The organism is Arthrobacter sp. BG5, from assembly GCF_056680155.1.
The window spans coordinates 1546773-1562737 of sequence record NZ_CM155268.1; the positions used below are offsets into that span (position 1 = coordinate 1546773).

The 15965-nt window shown below is 69.4% G+C and carries 14 protein-coding genes and 1 tRNA gene; 8 read left to right on the top strand and 7 right to left on the bottom strand.

Annotated features, from left to right (window positions below; genetic code table 11):
- The first annotated feature begins 186 nt into the window (after window positions 1–186).
- The 3 genes from AC1MBE_RS07105 to AC1MBE_RS07115 all read left to right on the top strand — a co-directional run bounded on the left by AC1MBE_RS07105 (window position 187) and on the right by AC1MBE_RS07115 (window position 4016).
- Entirely contained in the window at window positions 187–2004 is a 1818-nt protein-coding gene (locus tag AC1MBE_RS07105) for an ABC transporter ATP-binding protein (protein ID WP_479781896.1), read from the top strand.
- Window positions 2001–3833, top strand: a complete 1833-nt coding sequence (locus tag AC1MBE_RS07110) for an ABC transporter ATP-binding protein (protein WP_479781898.1) — start codon at window positions 2001–2003, stop codon at window positions 3831–3833. The genes AC1MBE_RS07105 and AC1MBE_RS07110 overlap by 4 nt, the downstream gene beginning before the upstream one ends.
- Before the next feature lie 106 nt (window positions 3834–3939).
- Window positions 3940–4016, top strand: a tRNA-Pro gene (locus AC1MBE_RS07115).
- A 134-nt stretch (window positions 4017–4150) separates the two neighbouring features.
- On the opposite strand, the gene AC1MBE_RS07120 is transcribed toward AC1MBE_RS07115, so the two are convergent.
- Entirely contained in the window at window positions 4151–4369 is a 219-nt protein-coding gene (locus AC1MBE_RS07120) for a hypothetical protein (protein ID WP_346957847.1), read from the bottom strand.
- A gap of 129 nt (window positions 4370–4498) precedes the next feature.
- On the opposite strand from AC1MBE_RS07120, the gene AC1MBE_RS07125 reads away from it, so the two are divergent.
- Window positions 4499–5764 (top strand): helix-turn-helix domain-containing protein, encoded by a 1266-nt coding sequence (locus tag AC1MBE_RS07125; RefSeq protein WP_479781900.1) that lies wholly within the window; start codon window positions 4499–4501, stop codon window positions 5762–5764.
- Between the two features lie 65 nt (window positions 5765–5829).
- Here AC1MBE_RS07125 and AC1MBE_RS07130 read toward each other — a convergent pair whose 3' ends face one another.
- Together AC1MBE_RS07130 and purD are read right to left on the bottom strand one after the other, a co-directional pair.
- The gene (locus tag AC1MBE_RS07130; protein ID WP_479781902.1) at window positions 5830–6777 is read right to left on the bottom strand and encodes a phosphoribosylaminoimidazolesuccinocarboxamide synthase; all 948 of its coding nucleotides are present in this window, start codon (window positions 6775–6777) and stop codon (window positions 5830–5832) included.
- A gap of 2 nt (window positions 6778–6779) precedes the next feature.
- Window positions 6780–8105, bottom strand: coding sequence for a phosphoribosylamine--glycine ligase (gene purD / locus AC1MBE_RS07135; protein ID WP_346957850.1), 1326 nt, complete (start codon window positions 8103–8105; stop codon window positions 6780–6782).
- A gap of 430 nt (window positions 8106–8535) precedes the next feature.
- Here purD and AC1MBE_RS07140 point away from each other — a divergent pair, with 430 nt between their 5' ends.
- The 3 genes from AC1MBE_RS07140 to AC1MBE_RS07150 are packed head-to-tail and all read left to right on the top strand — an operon-like array spanning window position 8536 to window position 11634.
- Window positions 8536–10155: a molybdopterin-dependent oxidoreductase gene (locus AC1MBE_RS07140; protein WP_479781905.1), complete on the top strand. Its 1620-nt coding sequence runs from the start codon at window positions 8536–8538 to the stop codon at window positions 10153–10155.
- A 36-nt stretch (window positions 10156–10191) separates the two neighbouring features.
- Complete coding sequence (locus tag AC1MBE_RS07145; RefSeq protein WP_479781907.1) at window positions 10192–11208, top strand: asparaginase; 1017 nt, start codon at window positions 10192–10194, stop codon at window positions 11206–11208.
- 3 nt (window positions 11209–11211) lie between these two features.
- Window positions 11212–11634 (top strand): sterol carrier family protein, encoded by a 423-nt coding sequence (locus tag AC1MBE_RS07150; protein WP_479781909.1) that lies wholly within the window; start codon window positions 11212–11214, stop codon window positions 11632–11634.
- A 25-nt stretch (window positions 11635–11659) separates the two neighbouring features.
- Here AC1MBE_RS07150 and AC1MBE_RS07155 read toward each other — a convergent pair whose 3' ends face one another.
- Window positions 11660–12421: an SDR family oxidoreductase gene (locus AC1MBE_RS07155; RefSeq protein ID WP_479781911.1), complete on the bottom strand. Its 762-nt coding sequence runs from the start codon at window positions 12419–12421 to the stop codon at window positions 11660–11662.
- A 147-nt stretch (window positions 12422–12568) separates the two neighbouring features.
- Between AC1MBE_RS07155 and AC1MBE_RS07160 the strand changes: the two genes are divergently transcribed.
- A complete protein-coding gene (locus AC1MBE_RS07160; RefSeq protein ID WP_479781913.1) occupies window positions 12569–13492 on the top strand; it encodes a CHAD domain-containing protein in 924 nt (307 codons plus the stop codon).
- 81 nt (window positions 13493–13573) lie between these two features.
- Here the strand turns inward: AC1MBE_RS07160 and AC1MBE_RS07165 are convergent, their stop codons facing one another.
- The 3 genes from AC1MBE_RS07165 to AC1MBE_RS07175 form a co-directional block, all read right to left on the bottom strand.
- The gene (locus AC1MBE_RS07165) at window positions 13574–14749 is read right to left on the bottom strand and encodes a zinc-dependent alcohol dehydrogenase (RefSeq protein ID WP_479781915.1); all 1176 of its coding nucleotides are present in this window, start codon (window positions 14747–14749) and stop codon (window positions 13574–13576) included.
- 71 nt (window positions 14750–14820) lie between these two features.
- Window positions 14821–15537 (bottom strand): HAD family hydrolase, encoded by a 717-nt coding sequence (locus AC1MBE_RS07170; protein ID WP_479781917.1) that lies wholly within the window; start codon window positions 15535–15537, stop codon window positions 14821–14823.
- A complete protein-coding gene (locus AC1MBE_RS07175) occupies window positions 15524–15826 on the bottom strand; it encodes a YegP family protein (protein ID WP_479781918.1) in 303 nt (100 codons plus the stop codon). The genes AC1MBE_RS07170 and AC1MBE_RS07175 overlap by 14 nt, the downstream gene beginning before the upstream one ends.
- Window positions 15827–15965 lie beyond the last annotated feature (139 nt).

Below are 15965 nucleotides of genomic sequence, written 5' to 3' on the forward strand. Positions count from 1 at the left end.
TGCAGCGGGATCCTGCTCCCAGGAGCCACCCATCGCGGGCCAGCATTGCGGAACATAATTACTGGGCCAAATGTGCGAGCAGCGCGATATCCTGTGAAGCGGGTCACGGGATGGCCTAGGGTAGTTGCTACAGGAAACTACATCCAGTTGCGTAATTCACTTCGCAGTTGCCCCTAAGAAGCAGGCATGGCCAAGCAGACTCCGTTTTTCTCATCCATCAGCCGTCTCTATCCGCACGTCAGACCGATCATGCCCCGGCTGGTCATGGGCCTGCTGTGCGCCTTGCTGGCCAGCCTGGTGGCGCTGGCCATCCCGCAGGTCCTGCGCGTGCTCGTCAACGACTGGCTGCGGCCCGGCGGCAGCAGCCAGGCCGTCTGGATTGCCTCCTCGGTGATCCTGCTGCTGGGTGTCGCCGAGGCCGGACTCGTGGCACTGCGCCGCCAGTTTGTCATCAACCCGGCCACCACCGTGGAAACCCGGATGCGGGTCTCGCTGTACGACCACCTGCAGGACCTGACCGTCTCCTTCCATGACCGCTGGGGTTCCGGTCAGCTGCTCTCGCGCGCCATGACGGACCTGAACTTCCTTCGGCGCTGGATGGCGTTCGGGGCGATCATGCTCGTGGTCACCACGCTGACCGTGGTGATCGGCGTCGTCGTGATGTTCTCCATGAGCTGGCAGCTGGCCCTGATCTTCCTGGCCGCCGCCGTGCCGATCATGATCTACGGCTTCCGCTTCCGGACCCGCTTCAGCAAGGTGGCCCGCCGCAGCCAGGACCAGGCCGGTGACCTCGCCACCACGGTCGAGGAGTCCGTCCACGGCATCCGCGTGCTCAAGGCCTTCGGCCGCAGCCGCGAGGCGCTGGAGAACTTCAACGAACAGGCCGAGGAGCTGCGCCAGACCGAGATCGCGAAGGCCAAGCACCTGGCCGCCTTCAGCCTCGTCGTCACCCTGCTGCCTGAGCTGGCCCTGGGCGCCGGGCTGGTTGTCGGCGTCATGCTGGCGGCCAGCGGCGAGTTGAGCATCGGCTCGCTCGTGGCCTTCTTCGCCACCGCCGCCGTGATCGCCGCGCCGGTGGAGTTCTGCGGCATGCTGCTGGCGATGGCGCTCACCGCCAAGTCCGCCGTGGACCGGCACTTCGAGGTGATGGACTCGGTCAACACCATCACCAGCCCGCCGCAGCCGCGCCGGCCCGACCAGCTCAAGGGCGCCCTGGGCTTCCACAACGCCGCCTTCGCCTTCGAGGATGCACCGGACAAGCCGATCCTCAAGGACATCAGCCTGGATATCCGCCCCGGCGAGACCATGGCGCTGGTGGGCATCACCGGCAGCGGCAAGAGTGCCCTGCTGCAGCTGGTGCCGCGCCTGTTCGACGTCACGGCCGGCTCGGTCACGATCGACGGCGTGGACCTGCGCGACTTCAGCGTTGAGGAGCTGCGCAGTGTCGTCGCCGTCGCGTTCGAGGACACCACGCTGTTTTCCAGTTCCGTCCGGGACAACGTGCTGCTCGGCGTCCCGGGCCACGAGTCCGCGGAGCGCCGGGAGCAGATCCTGGCCCAGGCGCTGGACACCGCCCAGGCCCACTTCGCGTACTCCCTGCCGGAGGGCCTGGACACCTTGATCGGCGAGGAGGGCCTGAGCCTGTCCGGCGGCCAGCGGCAGCGCATCGCGCTGGCCCGGGCCGTCGCTGCCCAGCCGAAGGTGCTGGTCCTGGACGACCCCCTCTCCGCGCTGGACGTGAACACCGAGGAGCTCGTCGAGGCCCGGCTGCGCGAGGTGCTGGCGGACACTACCACCCTGATCGTCGCCCACCGGCCCTCCACCGTGGCCCTGGCCGACCGGGTGGCGCTGCTGGAGGACGGCCGGATCGCCGCCGTCGGAACCCACACCGAACTGCTCGCGGAAAACAGCCACTACCGCTACGTCATCGCGAGCCTGGACCCGGAACCGCGGGACCTGGACTCCGAATTGTCCGCCCTCGAGGCCGAGGAGGTGTCCCGATGAGCACGGCCACCTTCGGCACCGCCAACGAGGACAACGCCCACCTGTCCAAGTCCGACAGCAGGGCCGTCCGGCGCCGCTCGTTGGCCCTGCTCGGCTCACTGATCCGCCCGGTCCGCCGGCGTTTCTGGCTGACCATCGCCGCCGTCGTGCTGTCCCAGGCCGCCCGCGTGGCCGGGCCGGCACTGATCGCCTTCGGGATCGACCACGCGCTGCCGGCCCTGCGCGCCGGGGACAACGTCCCGCTGGTGCTGGCCGGCGCCGCGTACCTCGCCGCGGCCGTTGCAACGGCCGGGCTGACCGCCCTGTACGTCACCTCGACGGCGCGCCTGAGCCAGGCGATGCTGCTGGACCTGCGCGTGCGGGTCTTCCGGCAGACCCAGCGGCTGAGCCTGGAATTCCACGAGAAGTACACCTCGGGCCGCATCATCGCCCGGCAGACCTCGGACCTTGAAGCCCTGCGCGAACTCCTTGACTCCGGGGTCAGCTCGCTCGCCTCCGGGATGCTGTTTATGGTCTTCACCGCCATCACCGTGTTCGCCCTGGACTGGCGCAGCGGGCTGCTGGTGCTCGCCGCCGGCGTGCCGATGTACTTCCTGGCCCGCTGGTACCAGAAGCACTCGCAGATCGCCTTCCGCGAATCCCGCGTCGTCTCGGCCAGGCTGATCGTGCACTTCGTCGAGACGATGACCGGCATCCGTGCCGTCAAGGCCTTCCGCAAGGAGCGCCAGAACGCCGAACGCTACGCGGAGCTCTCCGAGGACTACCGCAAGGTCACCGTCCGCTCCATCAACCTCAACGGCGTCTTCCAGCCCGGCCTCGTGCTGATCGGGAACGTCTGCGTCGCCGTCGTGCTGCTCACCGGCGGCTTCCGCGTCCTCAGCGGCGAGCTGGCCGTGGGCGTGCTGCTGGCGCTGATCCTCTCCGCCAAGCGGTTCTTCCAGCCGGTGGACCAGATGGCGATGTTCTACAACTCCTTCCAGAGCGCTCAGGCGGCGCTGGAGAAGGTCTCCGGGCTGCTGGAGGAAGTGCCCACCGTCCGGCCGCCGAAAAACCCCGTGGCCCTGCCCGAGGCGAAGGGCAGCATCGATTTCGGGAACGTCGAGTTCCGCTACGGTGACGGCCCGGTCATCATCCCCGCCATGGACCTGCACATCCCCGCCGGCCAGACCGTCGCCCTGGTGGGCCAGACCGGCGCCGGGAAGTCGACGCTGGCCAAGCTGATCGCGCGCTTCTACGACGTCTCCTCCGGCTCGCTCACGCTCGACGGCGTGGACCTGCGGCAGCTGACGACGGCGGACCTGCGCCGGAACGTCGTCATGGTCACCCAGGAGGCATTCCTCTTCAGCGGATCCGTGGCGGACAACATCGCGCTGGGCCGGCCCGAGGCCTCCCGGCAGGAGATCGAGGACGCCGCGAAGGCCGTGGGCGCCCACGAGTTCATCACGGCGCTGCCCGACGGGTACGACACCGACGTCAACAAACGCGGCGGCCGGGTTTCGGCCGGGCAGCGCCAGCTGATCAGCTTTGCCCGGGCCTTCCTCGCCCGGCCCGCCGTCCTGATCCTGGATGAGGCGACGTCCTCGCTGGACATCCCCTCGGAACGTATGGTCCAGGCGGGGCTGGCGAGCCTGCTGCAAGGCGTCAGCTCCGGCGAGGCAGGCCGCACCGCGCTGATCATTGCGCACCGGCTCTCCACCGTAGAGACCGCCGACCGCGTGCTGGTGGTCTATGACGGCCGTGTGGTGGAGGACGGCACGCCCGCGGAGCTGATCGGCGGGGGCGGGCGCTTCGCCAAGCTGCACGGGGCGTGGAAGGACTCGCTGGTCTGACCAGGCTCCCCCCGAGCGCGCCTCCGTTAGCCCCGCATGGGGCTCCGATTTCGCATCCGGGGCAGGAATCGGATACTCTTGTGAAGTTGCTTTTGAAGTAACGGATCGGGATGTGGCGCAGCTTGGTAGCGCGCGTCGTTCGGGACGACGAGGTCGCAGGTTCAAATCCTGTCATCCCGACCAGTCAAAAGAGGGCCTTCCACTGGAAGGCCCTCTTTTTTGTGTTCAACCGGGGCGCGGCAATCGACGCGGGGTTCAGGGCAAAAAGCAGCCCCGGGACGACCTTGGCGGGCATCCCGGGGCTGTCGGAGCGTTGGTTACATCGGGTCGGGCCAGTTGCCGACGTTGGTGGAGTACGTCATCGGGTCCGGCCAGTTGCCCACGGCCGATGCCGTACGCATGGGGTCCGGCCAGTTGCCAACGGCGGTGATGTTGGTGGTATCGGCGATGGAACCTGCGGACAGAACGGCCGGAGCCGCCGCGGAGAAAGCCAGGGCGCCTGCGAGAACCGCGCCGGCTGCAATCTTCTTCAACATAGAGTTCCTCATTTTGAGTCGGAGTCGTTACCAAGTCAGCACTGCCCTTGTTGACACACATTGTAAAATGTTTTCCACAGAGGCTGTCAAGCATTTAGTATATGAAGTGTCCGGAATGAGGTGGTATCCGTGGGGAACGGATTCGGGGAAAAACTCCGCGCGGAACGGCTGGAGCGTGGACTCACGCAGGCGGAATTGGGGAAGGATCTGTTCTCGCCCAGCTACATCTCGCTGCTCGAAACCGGGCGCCGCGAGCCGACCGCGGAAGTCATCGAGGAGCTCGCCCGCCGGCTTGAGCTCGCGCCCAAGGCCCTGGAAGCCTGGAGCCAGCCTGTCTCCGTCAGCGACGCCGAATACGTGCTGGCAGGACTGTACGCCCGGCAGGCCTGGGATCTGCGGGACTACCCGCTCGCGGCAGTCCATGCTGCGTCCGCCGCCCAGATCGCGCTGGAGGCAAAAAACACCAGCGCCTGGTGGAACATGACCTACATGCAGGCCGAATGCCTGATCAAGCAGGGCATGTGGGCCGAATGCAAGGCGATCGTCCAGCGGCTGCTCGACCACCCGATGGCCGCCGAATCGGCCGGCCTGGGCGTGCGGGCCCGGCAGATGCTGGCCGCAGCCGCCCAGGGCCAGGGCCAGCTGACCGCTGCGGTGGAGAACGCCCAGGAAGCGGTGCGGCTCTGCGCCCAGCTACCCAAGGGCTCCACCCTGATCATCGGGGCGCTGCGGGCACTCATCGGCGCCCTCGCCGAAAGCGGCCGGCTCGACGAGGCCTGGAAATACTGCCAGGACATGAACGAACAGATGGACGACCAATCCATGTCCCAGCTCGCCGGCGAAGTCGCCTGGGTGGTGGGAAACGTGGCCTTTATGCGGCATGACTACGCCGAGGGCATCAAGTACCACGAGAAGGCCGCCAAGCTGCTCTCCCCCGCAAACGACATCGACCTCTGGGCCAGGTTCAACAAAGCCTCCGCCGCCGTGCGCCTGTCCTCGGGGATCGTCGAACCGGAGACCCTGTCCTCGATCGAACGCGCCGAACTGGCCCTCTCCATCGTCGGCGGCAACAAGACCGACCAGCTGGAGGTGGCCTTCATCCGGGCACGCTGGCTCTACCTCACCGGGGACATCGTGGGCGCGGTCCAAAAACTCCGGGAGATCCACCAGGAACGCGACGTCCTCGCGAAGCACACAGCCGGCGAGGTGTCGCTTTTGCTCGGCAAGGCGCTCAAGGCCGCCGGCGAATCCGAGGAGGCCCTCGTCTATTTGGACGAAGCCCAGAAGGAGTTCAGCGCCGCCGGCGCCTCGGACCGGGTGCAGCAGGCCATGGACGCCGTGCTGGAAATCCGGCTCGCCCAGCGCCGCGCCGAGGCCGCGGCCGCCGGAAGCTAGCTCCCTCCGGCCGCCGGCCTGGCGAGCCGTCGCCGGCCAGTCGCCGTCGGCTACCCGAAGGACGGCTAGACGAAGGTCCGGCCGGTGAGCAGCTCGTAGGCTTCCACGTAGCGGCTGCGGGTGCGGTCGACGACGTCGGCCGGCAGCGCCGGCGGAGGCGCGTCCGAGGACTTGTCCCAGCCCGATGCGTCCGAGGTCAGCCAGTCGCGGACGTACTGCTTGTCATACGACGGCTGCGCCTGGCCCGGCTGGTAGGTCTCGGCGTCCCAGAAACGCGAGGAGTCCGGGGTCAGGACCTCGTCGCCGAGCGTGATCACGCCGGTCGCGGCGTCGATGCCGAACTCCACCTTGGTGTCGGCCAGGATGATGCCGCGGCCGCGGGCGATCTCTTCGGCCTTGGTGTAGATCTGCAGGGTCAACTCGCGGAGCCGCCCGGCGGTGTCCTCGCCCACCAGGCCGACGACGGCGTCGTAGGTGATGTTCTCGTCGTGCTCCCCCACCTCGGCCTTCGCGGAGGGGGTGAAGATCGCCTCGGCGAGCCGGGAGCCGTCCACCAAGCCGGCCGGCAGCGGGATGCTGCACACGGTGCCGGACTGCCGGTATTCGGCCAGCCCGGACCCGGTCAGGTAGCCGCGGGCGATGCATTCCACCGGGAACATGTCGAGCTTCTTGCAGATCATGGCGCGGCCCTCGACCGCGGCGGGCACGCCGCCGTCGACCGTGGACGCGAGCACGTGGTGCTCCACGCCCAGCTGCTCGAACCACCACAGGCTCAACTGGGTGAGGATGCGCCCCTTGTCCGGGATCTCGCTGGCCAGCACATGGTCGTAGGCGCTGATCCGGTCACTGGCCACCACCAGGACGCACTCGTGGCCGACGCGCTCGGTAATGGACGCGTCCTCCGGCACATACAGGTCGCGGACCTTGCCGGAATAGACATGCTTCCAGCCCGGCAGGTCCAGCGTCTCGGTCTGCAGGCCGCCGGTGGGCCCGGCGGATTCTGTGGCGTTCATGCTCAGCCCTTCGCTTTCGCGGCGGCGGCAGCGACAGCCGAGGCTGTGCCGGGCGCCGTCACCTTGATTTCGCCGCGGGCGGCCTTGCCGCCGATGTCGGTGCGGAACTGGCCGCCGTCCAGCTGGACCAGTTCGACGCCGTCGTACGCCCGTTCGCGGGCCTCCACGAGGTCCGTCCCGAGCGCCACCACGGCGAGGACGCGGCCGCCGGCGGAGACCACCTTGCCCTCGTCGTCGAGTTTGGTGCCGGCATGGATGACGTGCACGCCCTCGATAGCTTCGACCTTCTTGAGGCCGCGGATCCGGTCCCCGGTCCGGGGCGTGCCGGGGTAGTTTTCGGCGGCGACGACGACGGCGACCGCCGACTCCCGGGACCAGCGCAGCGGCTGGACCTTGTCCAGTTCGCCCTTCGCGGCGGCCATCAGCAGGCCGCCGAGGGGCGTCTTGAGCCGGGCCAGGACGGCCTGGGTTTCCGGATCGCCGAAGCGGACGTTGAACTCGATGACCCGGGTGCCGCGGGAGGTCAGGGCGAGGCCGACGAACAGCACGCCGACGAACGGGGTGCCCCGGTGGGCCATCTGGTTGACGGTGGGCTGCGCGACCCGGTCGATGACTTCCTGGACGAGCCCTTCCGGGGCCCAGTCGAGCGGGGTGTAGGCGCCCATGCCGCCGGTGTTGGGGCCCTCGTCGTTGTCGTAGATGCGCTTGAAATCCTGTGCCGGGGAGAGCGCCACAGTGGTGCTGCCGTCGCACAGGACAAACACGGAGACCTCGGGGCCGTCGAGGAATTCCTCGATCACCACGGTGCCGCCGGCGTCGAAGCAGCTCTGCGCGTGGGCCAGCGCCTCGTCCCGGTCGCGGGTGACGACGACGCCCTTGCCGGCGGCGAGTCCGTCATCCTTCACGACGTAGGGGGCGCCGAAGGTGTCGAGTGCGTCGGCGGCTTCCTCGGCGTTGGAGGCCACCCGGGCCATCGCCGTCGGCACCCCGGCCTCGGCCATGACTTCCTTGGCGAACGCTTTAGAGGCCTCGAGCTGGGCGGCGGCTTTGCTGGGGCCGAAGACGGGGATCCCGGCGTCGCGGACCGCGTCGGAGACGCCGGCGGCCAGCGGGGCTTCGGGGCCGACCACCACGAGGTCGACGGCGAGTTTGGTCGCCAGCGCGGCGACGGCGTCGGGATCATTCGCGTCGATGGCGTGTGTGGGGACCAGCTTGCTGATACCGGCGTTGCCCGGGGCCGCATGGACCTCGGAAACATTGGGGTCGGCGAGCAAGGATCGGACAATGGCGTGTTCGCGGCCGCCGGGGCCGATGACAAGTACCTTCACAGTTCCCAAGGGTACTTTGTGGACCCTGCAGGCTCCTAAGCTGTGACCGCCACGGGACATGCCCAGTCTTGGCCGCCGCGTCCCGGCCACTTGTGCCCACGCCGGCCACGGGACATGCCCAGTCCCCGCCGCACCCACTGCACATAATGCGCATGTGCCCAGTCCTGACGCCGCAGGGAGGGCATGTCCCAGTCCACGCGCCTCGTCCCGGCCACGTTTGCCCAGGCCGGCCACGGGACATGCCCAGTCTTGGCCGCCGCCACTGGACATAGTGCGCATATGCCCATTCCTCACGCACCAGGGAGGGCATGTCCCACGCGCGGCACCGGACGAGCCACGGAACATGCCCACTCCCGGCCACACAGGCCACCGGACATGCCCAGTCCGGGGCGCGGACAATCCGCGGGGCCCGCCGCTCCGAACATCCTGTATGAAGACGCCCAGCAACCTGAAGCCCGGCACCACCACGCAGCGCAAGAAGCGGCCAGCCCTCTTCTCGGGCCCCACCGCCTTGGCCGCGCTGGCGGGGGTGGTCTCGGCCGGCGTCGTGCTGGCCGTCGCAGAACTGATCGGCGCCTTCTTTACGGCCCGCGCAACCCCGCTGATCGCACTGGGCTCGACCTTCATCGACTTCACCCCGCCGTGGATGAAGGATTTCGCCATCGCCACGTTCGGCACGAATGACAAGGCCGCCTTGTTCGTGGGCATGGGCCTGACCATCCTGCTGCTGGCCTGCGTGCTGGGCATCGTCGCGTTCCGCAAGTGGGTCCTGGGCGTGGCCGGCGTGCTGCTGCTCGGCGCGGTGATCGTAGCCAGCGTGGTGACCCGGGCCAGTGTGAAGCCGCTGGATGCCATTCCTTCGCTGATCGGGACCGTGGCCGGTCTGGTGGTGCTCCGGTTCCTGATCAGCAAGCTGTGGCGGATGCGCAGGTGGCCGGAGGTGGCGTCGGACCTCGGGGCCGAGGAGCCGGACCGTCCTGCCACCAGCCGCCGCGCCTTCTTCACCGCCAGCGGGATCACCGCCGTCGCTGCCGCCGCGGCCGCGACTGGCGGACGGCTCCTGAGCGCCGCCCGCAGCAACGTGGCCCAGGCCCGCGAAGCCCTGAAACTGCCCGCCCCGGCCAAGGCTGCAGCACCTGTGCCCGCCGGAGTCCAGTCCAAAGCCCCGGGCGTCACCCCGTGGCTGACGCCGAACAAGGACTTTTACCGGATCGACACCGCGCTCAGCGTGCCGGAAATCGACGCCCAGTCCTGGGAGTTGCGGATCCACGGGCTGGTCGAACAGGAGGTGCGGCTCAGCTTCCAGGACCTGCTGGACGCGCAGCTGATCGAGTCCCACGTCTCGCTGACCTGCGTCTCCAACCCGGTCGGCGGGAACCTGGCCGGCAACGCCAAGTGGCTGGGCATGCCCATCCGCGACGTACTGAAAATGGCCCGGCCCAAGGACGGCGCGGACATGGTGCTCTCCACCTCGGTGGACGGCTTCAGCGCCTCCACGCCGCTGGAGGTGTTGCAGGATGACCGCGACGCGATGCTGGCGATCGGCATGAATGGCGAGGCCCTGCCGCTGGAGCACGGCTACCCCGTCCGGATGGTGGTTCCCGGGCTGTACGGCTTCGTCTCGGCCACCAAGTGGGTGGTGGACCTGGAAGTGACGAGGTTCGCGGACAACAAGGCCTACTGGACGCAGCGCGGCTGGTCCGAACGCGGCCCGATCAAGACCATGGCCCGGGTGGAGGTCCCCAAGTCCTTCGCCAAGGTCCCCGCAGGAAAGATCGCGATCGGCGGCACCGCCTGGGCGCAGACCCGCGGGATCACCAAGGTCGAAGTGCAGATCGACAACGGCCCCTGGACCGAGGCCGTGCTGTCCGCGGAGGCCTCCGTGGTGACCTGGCGGCAGTGGTCCCTCGATTGGGAGGCCACGCCGGGCCCGCACTACATCAAGGCCCGGGCCACCGACGGTACCGGCGAGGTCCAAACGGACAAGCGTGCCGATCCCGTGCCCGACGGCGCCTCCGGCTGGCAGTCCGTCATGGTCACCGTGGAGTAACCGGGCTGGGCCCCGAACGCATCATAGACTTGCAGCATGCCTCTGAACCCGCATGCCACCTTCACTGTTGAGTCCGCCGTCGAACTGGCAGTCGTGGAACGCAGCGGTTTCATCGAGTCCCGCCACATCGGCTCCGCCGTCGTGATGGCCGCGGACGGCAACGTCGTCACCGAACTCGGGGACATCACCACCCCGATCTACGCCCGTTCCACGCTCAAGCCCCTGCAGGCGTTGGCGTCCATGCAGTCCGGCGTTCCGCTGCGCGGCGCGCAGGTGGCGATCGCCTGCGGCAGCCACGTCGGGTCGCTCGACCACATGGACGTGGTGGAAGGCATGCTTAAGGCCGCGGGTGTCAAGGAGGACCAGCTCCAGTGCCCAGCCGCCTGGCCCGAGGACGAGACGGCCCGGACGTGGCTGGTCCAGACCGAACGCGGGAAGTCGCGGCTGGCGTTCAACTGCTCGGGAAAGCACGCCGCGTTCCTCTGGGCCTGCACAGAGAACGGTTGGGACACGCACAGCTACCTGGAGCCGAACCATCCCCTGCAGCAACGCATCCGCTCCGTGATCGAGGAATACTGCGGCGAGAAGATCGCCCACCTCGGCATTGACGGTTGCGGCGCCCCGGTGGCCGCGGTCTCGCTCACCGGGCTGGCCCGCGCCTTCTCCCGCCTGGCCAAGGCGCCCGGGGACAAGAACTCCAACGCCCGCGCCGCCACGATCGCCACCTCCATGCTGGACTACCCGTGGGCGGTGCAGGGCCGCGGCCAGGCCAACACGATCGTGATGGACGAGCTCGGCATCATCGCCAAAGTCGGCGCCGAGGGCGTGCTGGTCATGGCCACCCCGCAAGGCGTCTCGGTGGCGATCAAAGTCCTCGACGGCAATATCCGCGCCACGACGCTGGTTGGCCTGACCCTGCTCGCCGCCGCGGGCGCCGTGGACATCCCGGAGGTCTCAAGCGTCCTGGACAAGGTCGTCGACCCGGTGCTCGGAGGCGGCCGGCCGGTCGGCAAGATCCGCCTCGGCCACGCCGTCTCGGCGTTGCTGGACTAGGCCGTGGCTGTTCAGCGGCGCCGGATTCCGGTGGACGAGGGCCGCGCGGCGCTGGCCGCCTGGCGGGAAGCCACCGCCCCGGCGCCTGAGACCCCGGCGCCGGGCACCGCGACCCCGGTCGGCGGTCCGGACGCCCCGGCGGTTCCGCGCACGACGCTCGCGACGGCGGTGCGCTACTCCCTTGAGGAGGTCACCGCGCGGGCACCCGGGAACTCGGTGGAGGTCCGCGTCCCGCCGTTCGGCGTCACCCAGTGCGTCGAGGGCCCCCGGCACACCCGCGGCACTCCCCCGAACGTCATCGAGTGCGACGCCGCCATCTGGCTCGCGATGGTCAGCGGCCGGCTCAGCTGGGCGGACGCGGTCGAGGCCGGCAAGGTGGCCGCCTCAGGGTTGCGCGCCGACCTGTCCGGCCTGCTGCCGCTCTAGAGAGTCAAAATCCGGCCGTGACGGCTCAACCCCGCCCGATGAACGGCATCCCCGCGGCGGTGATCACGAGCGATCCGACGCTGGCGGAGGCGGGCATGCCGGCCATCAGCAGCACGGCCCGGGCCGCGTCCTCCACCGGGAACGTCGGCTCCGCCCGGCGGCTGCCGTCCGCCTGGAGCGCGCCGTCGCCGACGCCGATCTGGTCCATCAGCTCCGTGGCCGCGTTGCCGATGTCGATCTGCCCGCAGCTGATGCCGAACCCGCGGCCGTCGAGCTCGATGTTCTTGGTCAGGCCGGTGATCGCGTGCTTGGTGACCGTGTAGGCCACGGTGCGCGGCCTCGGAGAGTGCGCGGCGATGGAGCCGTTGTTGATGATCCGGCCGCCCTGCGGCGACTGCGCCTTCATCGCCCGCACCGCGGCGGCCGCGCACAACAGGGAACCGGTCAGGTTCACAGCGGCCGTGGCTTCCCACTCCTCGACGCTGATCTCGTCCACCGAGGCGGCGGGGCCGAACACGCCGGCGTTGTTGAACAGCACATCCACCCTCCCCCAGCGCTCCAGCGCCGCGTCGAAAAGCCGCTCGACGTCGTCGGGCCGGGTGACGTCGCAGGGGACGGCCAGCGCCTGCGCGTGTCCGGCACCGGTCTCCAGCAGCGGTTCCTCCCGCCTGCCGGCCAGCACCACCCGGTAGCCGTCCGCGAGCATGAGCCGTGCCACCGCCCTTCCGATCCCCGAGCCCGCTCCGGTGACGACGGCGACCCGGCCTGGTTGGTGCTGGCGTGTCATTGGGGCTCCCTGGGGTGGCGTGCTGGAATCCGGTCCCGGACAGCCTATGCCGAGATGGCACGTCGCGGCAGTGTCCGGCGCAAACATTGCCGCGAGCTGACACCTCGCGGGGCCGCGGGGCCTTGCGTCCAGGACGTAGAGTAAAGCGTGGCAACCACCGCGGGCGAGGTCCTGCTGGCCTATCTCGGGCAGCAGCTCGCTGAGCTGCGCCGGCACGCTCCCGGAGTTCTCGCCAGGCAGCCCGACGATGTCCACCAGATGCGCGTTGCCGCGCGCCGCCTCCGCTCACTGCTCGCCTCGGGCCGGCCGCTGTTCGAAGCCGAGGCCGTGGAGCCGCTCCGGGATGAACTGCGCTGGCTCTCCGGCCTCCTCGGGGCGGCCCGGGACCCGGGCGTCGTCCATGCCAGGCTGACCGCCCTGCTCGCCCGGGAGCCGGAGTCGCTGCGTTTCGGTCCGGCCGCGCTCAGGATCGACGAGGAGCTCGACTCCCTGGCCGCCGAGGGATTCGACGCGGCACACGAGGGGCTCCGGAGCGAGCGGTACAGCCGCCTGCTCGCGGCCCTGGACGACTTCCTCAGCGACGCGCCGGCGGCAGCGAAGGCGGCCCGAGCTCCGGGGCCGGGGATCGGCAGGCTTGTTGCCAAGGACCAGCGCCGGTTGGTGCGCGCCGTCGCTTCCCTCCCCCCGGCAGACGACGACGACGACCAGGTCCTCGACGGCGGCGCCCCCGACGGCGGCCCCACCCGGGATGCCGGCCTGCACGAGGTCCGGAAAGCGGCAAAGCGGCTGCGGTACTCCGCCGAACTTGCCGCCACACTGACGGCCGGGAAAAAGCGGCACCGGCGCGTTAAGCGGCTCGCGAAATCCGCGCGGAAGATCCAGCAGCTCCTGGGCCTGCACCAGGACAGCGTCGTGGCGCGGGAACGGCTGGCCGAGCTGGGCGGCCGGGCGCTGCGCAGCGGGGAGAACGGCTTCAGCTACGGCCGGCTGCACGCCAAGGAGGAAAGCCTGGCGGCCGCCTCGGAGCGGGCCTTCCTCAAACTCTGGAAGAGGAAGCATCCCGCCCGCTGAGGCAGCCGCAGCACCCGCAGCGCCCCCGCACCCGGGAACGCCCCCGCACGGGGAGCGTTCCCGGGCGGCGCCGGCAACCCGTCAGGGCTTCAGCACCACCTTGATGCAGCCGTCCTGCTTCTTCTGGAACTTCTCGTACATCGCGGGGGCCTCGTCCAGGCTGGCCTGGTGCGTCACGAGGTCCATGACGCCCAGCGGGTCGGCGTCGGCTTCCACCAGCGGCAGCAGGTCCTCGGTCCAGCGGCGGACGTTGCACTGGCCCATCCGCAGCTGGATCTGCTTGTCGAACATGTGCATCAACGGCATCGGGGTCGCGCTGCCGCCGTACACGCCGCTCAGCGAGACGGTGCCGCCGCGCCGGACCGCATCCAGGGCCGTGTGCAGGGCGGACAGCCGGTCCACCCCCACGGTCTCGAAGGCTTTCTGGGCCAGCTTGTCCGGGAGCAGCCCGGCCGCGTGCTGGGCGAACGAAGCCACGGGTGAATCATGGGCTTCCATCCCGACGGCGTCCACCACGGAGTCGGCGCCCCTGCCCTGGGTCATGGAGCGCAGTTCGTCGGCGACGCCCTTGGAGAAGTCCAGGGTCTCGACGCCGTGCCGTTCCGCCATCGCCCGGCGCTCCGGCACGGGGTCCACGCCGATGACGCGCAGGCCGAAGTGCTTGCCGATCCGTGAGGCGAACTGTCCCACCGGGCCCAGGCCCATCACCGCGAGGGTGCCGCCCTCGGGCACATCCGCGTACTTAACGCCCTGCCAGGCGGTGGGCAGGATGTCGGAGAGGAAGAGGTAGCGTTCGTCCGGGAGTTCCGAACCCACCTTGATGGGCCCGTAGTCGGCGTGCGGGACCCGCAGGTATTCCGCCTGCCCGCCCGGCACGGAGCCGTACAGCTCGGAGAAGCCGAAGAGCGAGGCTCCGGAGCCTTTCTCCTTGACCTGGGTCGTTTCGCACTGGGACTGCAGCCCCTGGCTGCACATGAAGCAGTGGCCGCAGGAGATGTTGAACGGGATGACTACGCGGTCGCCCTTGGCCAGGTTGGTGACGGCGCTGCCCACCTCCACCACGACGCCCATCGGCTCGTGGCCGATGATGTCGCCCTTGTGCATGTAGGGGCCGAGGACTTCGTAGAGGTGGAGGTCGGAGCCGCAGATCGCCGTCGACGTGATGCGCACGATCGCGTCGGTGGGCTCCTGGATCACCGGATCGGGAACTTCTTCAACGCTCACGGAACGTTTGCCCTGCCAAGTAAGTGCCTTCATGTGCTTGCCTTTCGGTCGCGGTCTGGAGGGGAAAAATTTGGAAGGAAGAGCCGGGGTACGGCCGGGAGGCGTCAGCCGCCGCGGACCCGCGCGGCGAGCCGGCCGATGGCGCTGCCGGCGAGGTTCTCCAGCAGGGCCCGCGGGCTTTCGTAGACCTCCACGGCGCCGGCCTCGCGGAGTTCGGCTTCGCTGGTACCGCCGCAGGTGAGGCCGATCGCCGGGATGTCCAGCTTGCCGGCGGCGTAGATGTCCCAGACGGCGTCGCCGACATACACCGCGTTCGCGGCGGGGACGCCGACGGCGTGGAGCGCCGCGACGAGGATGTCGGGTGCGGGCTTGCTTTCCTTTGCGTCGGCCGAGCTGGTGGCCGCGTGGATGTAGGCATCGGCGTCGATGGTGGCGCGGAGCATCTCCAGGTCGCGGTCCCGGGCTGAGGAGGCCAGGGCGACGGCGAGACCCGAGTCACAGCACTGCGCCAGCAGCTCCCGTGCGCCGTCGAGCCGGCGCAGCGAGGGCCAGAACGTGGAGAACACGGCGGCGTGGGAGGTCATGATGTCGGCATCGCCGGCACTGTCGCGGTCCCCGGGCAACAGGCGGTCCAGGATCCGGTCCCCGCCCATCCCCACCGAGCGGTGGATGCTGGCCATCGGAACGTCATAGCCGGCCTGCCGGAACGCCTGCCACCACGCCAGCGCGTGGATGTAGGACGAGTCCACCAGCGTCCCGTCGACGTCGAACAGGACCGCAGCCTGGTGCGTCCCGGCGGACGGGGTATCAGTGGTGGGCACGGGTGCGCTTCGTGGCCGCCAGCGTGCCGCCGGAGAGAGACGAGCCGCGTCCGGCACCGCCGCCGGTCCGCCGCTTGGCCAGGGAGGCCATCACCGCGGACTCGCCGTCGCCGCTGCGGTCACGGATCAGGCCAGTGCCGGCGATCTCCCGCGCCTGGGCGATGCCGGCCACGGCCGCCCGCTTGGTGGGGAACGTGACCGAGACGGCCATCAGGCCGCCGGCAGCGTCCATCATTCGAATCCGGTAGCCGCCGTCGGGCGCATCCACGAGCTCGAAATATCCAGCCATTGCATACTCCTTCAATCCTGCACCCCGTGCGGGGATATTAGTAAGTATACTTATCTAAGCTCTGGAGGAAAGTCCGGCACCGGACCCGGATCCGGCAGATAACGCCGCCGTCAGCCGGCGCTGGACCCTGCGCGGGAGC

What these genes read in the sequence shown, in the direction of transcription:
- AC1MBE_RS07110 (WP_479781898.1), top strand. Translation starts at nt 2,001, where the DNA reads ATGAGCACGGCCACCTTCGGCACCGCCAACGAGGACAACGCCCACCTG.
- AC1MBE_RS07105 (WP_479781896.1), top strand. Translation starts at nt 187, where the DNA reads ATGGCCAAGCAGACTCCGTTTTTCTCATCCATCAGCCGTCTCTATCCG.
- AC1MBE_RS07145 (WP_479781907.1), top strand. Translation starts at nt 10,192, where the DNA reads ATGCCTCTGAACCCGCATGCCACCTTCACTGTTGAGTCCGCCGTCGAA.
- AC1MBE_RS07165 (WP_479781915.1), bottom strand. Translation starts at nt 14,749, where the DNA reads ATGAAGGCACTTACTTGGCAGGGCAAACGTTCCGTGAGCGTTGAAGAA.
- AC1MBE_RS07140 (WP_479781905.1), top strand. Translation starts at nt 8,536, where the DNA reads ATGAAGACGCCCAGCAACCTGAAGCCCGGCACCACCACGCAGCGCAAG.
- AC1MBE_RS07175 (WP_479781918.1), bottom strand. Translation starts at nt 15,826, where the DNA reads ATGGCTGGATATTTCGAGCTCGTGGATGCGCCCGACGGCGGCTACCGG.
- AC1MBE_RS07130 (WP_479781902.1), bottom strand. Translation starts at nt 6,777, where the DNA reads ATGAACGCCACAGAATCCGCCGGGCCCACCGGCGGCCTGCAGACCGAG.
- AC1MBE_RS07120 (WP_346957847.1), bottom strand. Translation starts at nt 4,369, where the DNA reads ATGTTGAAGAAGATTGCAGCCGGCGCGGTTCTCGCAGGCGCCCTGGCT.
- AC1MBE_RS07155 (WP_479781911.1), bottom strand. Translation starts at nt 12,421, where the DNA reads ATGACACGCCAGCACCAACCAGGCCGGGTCGCCGTCGTCACCGGAGCG.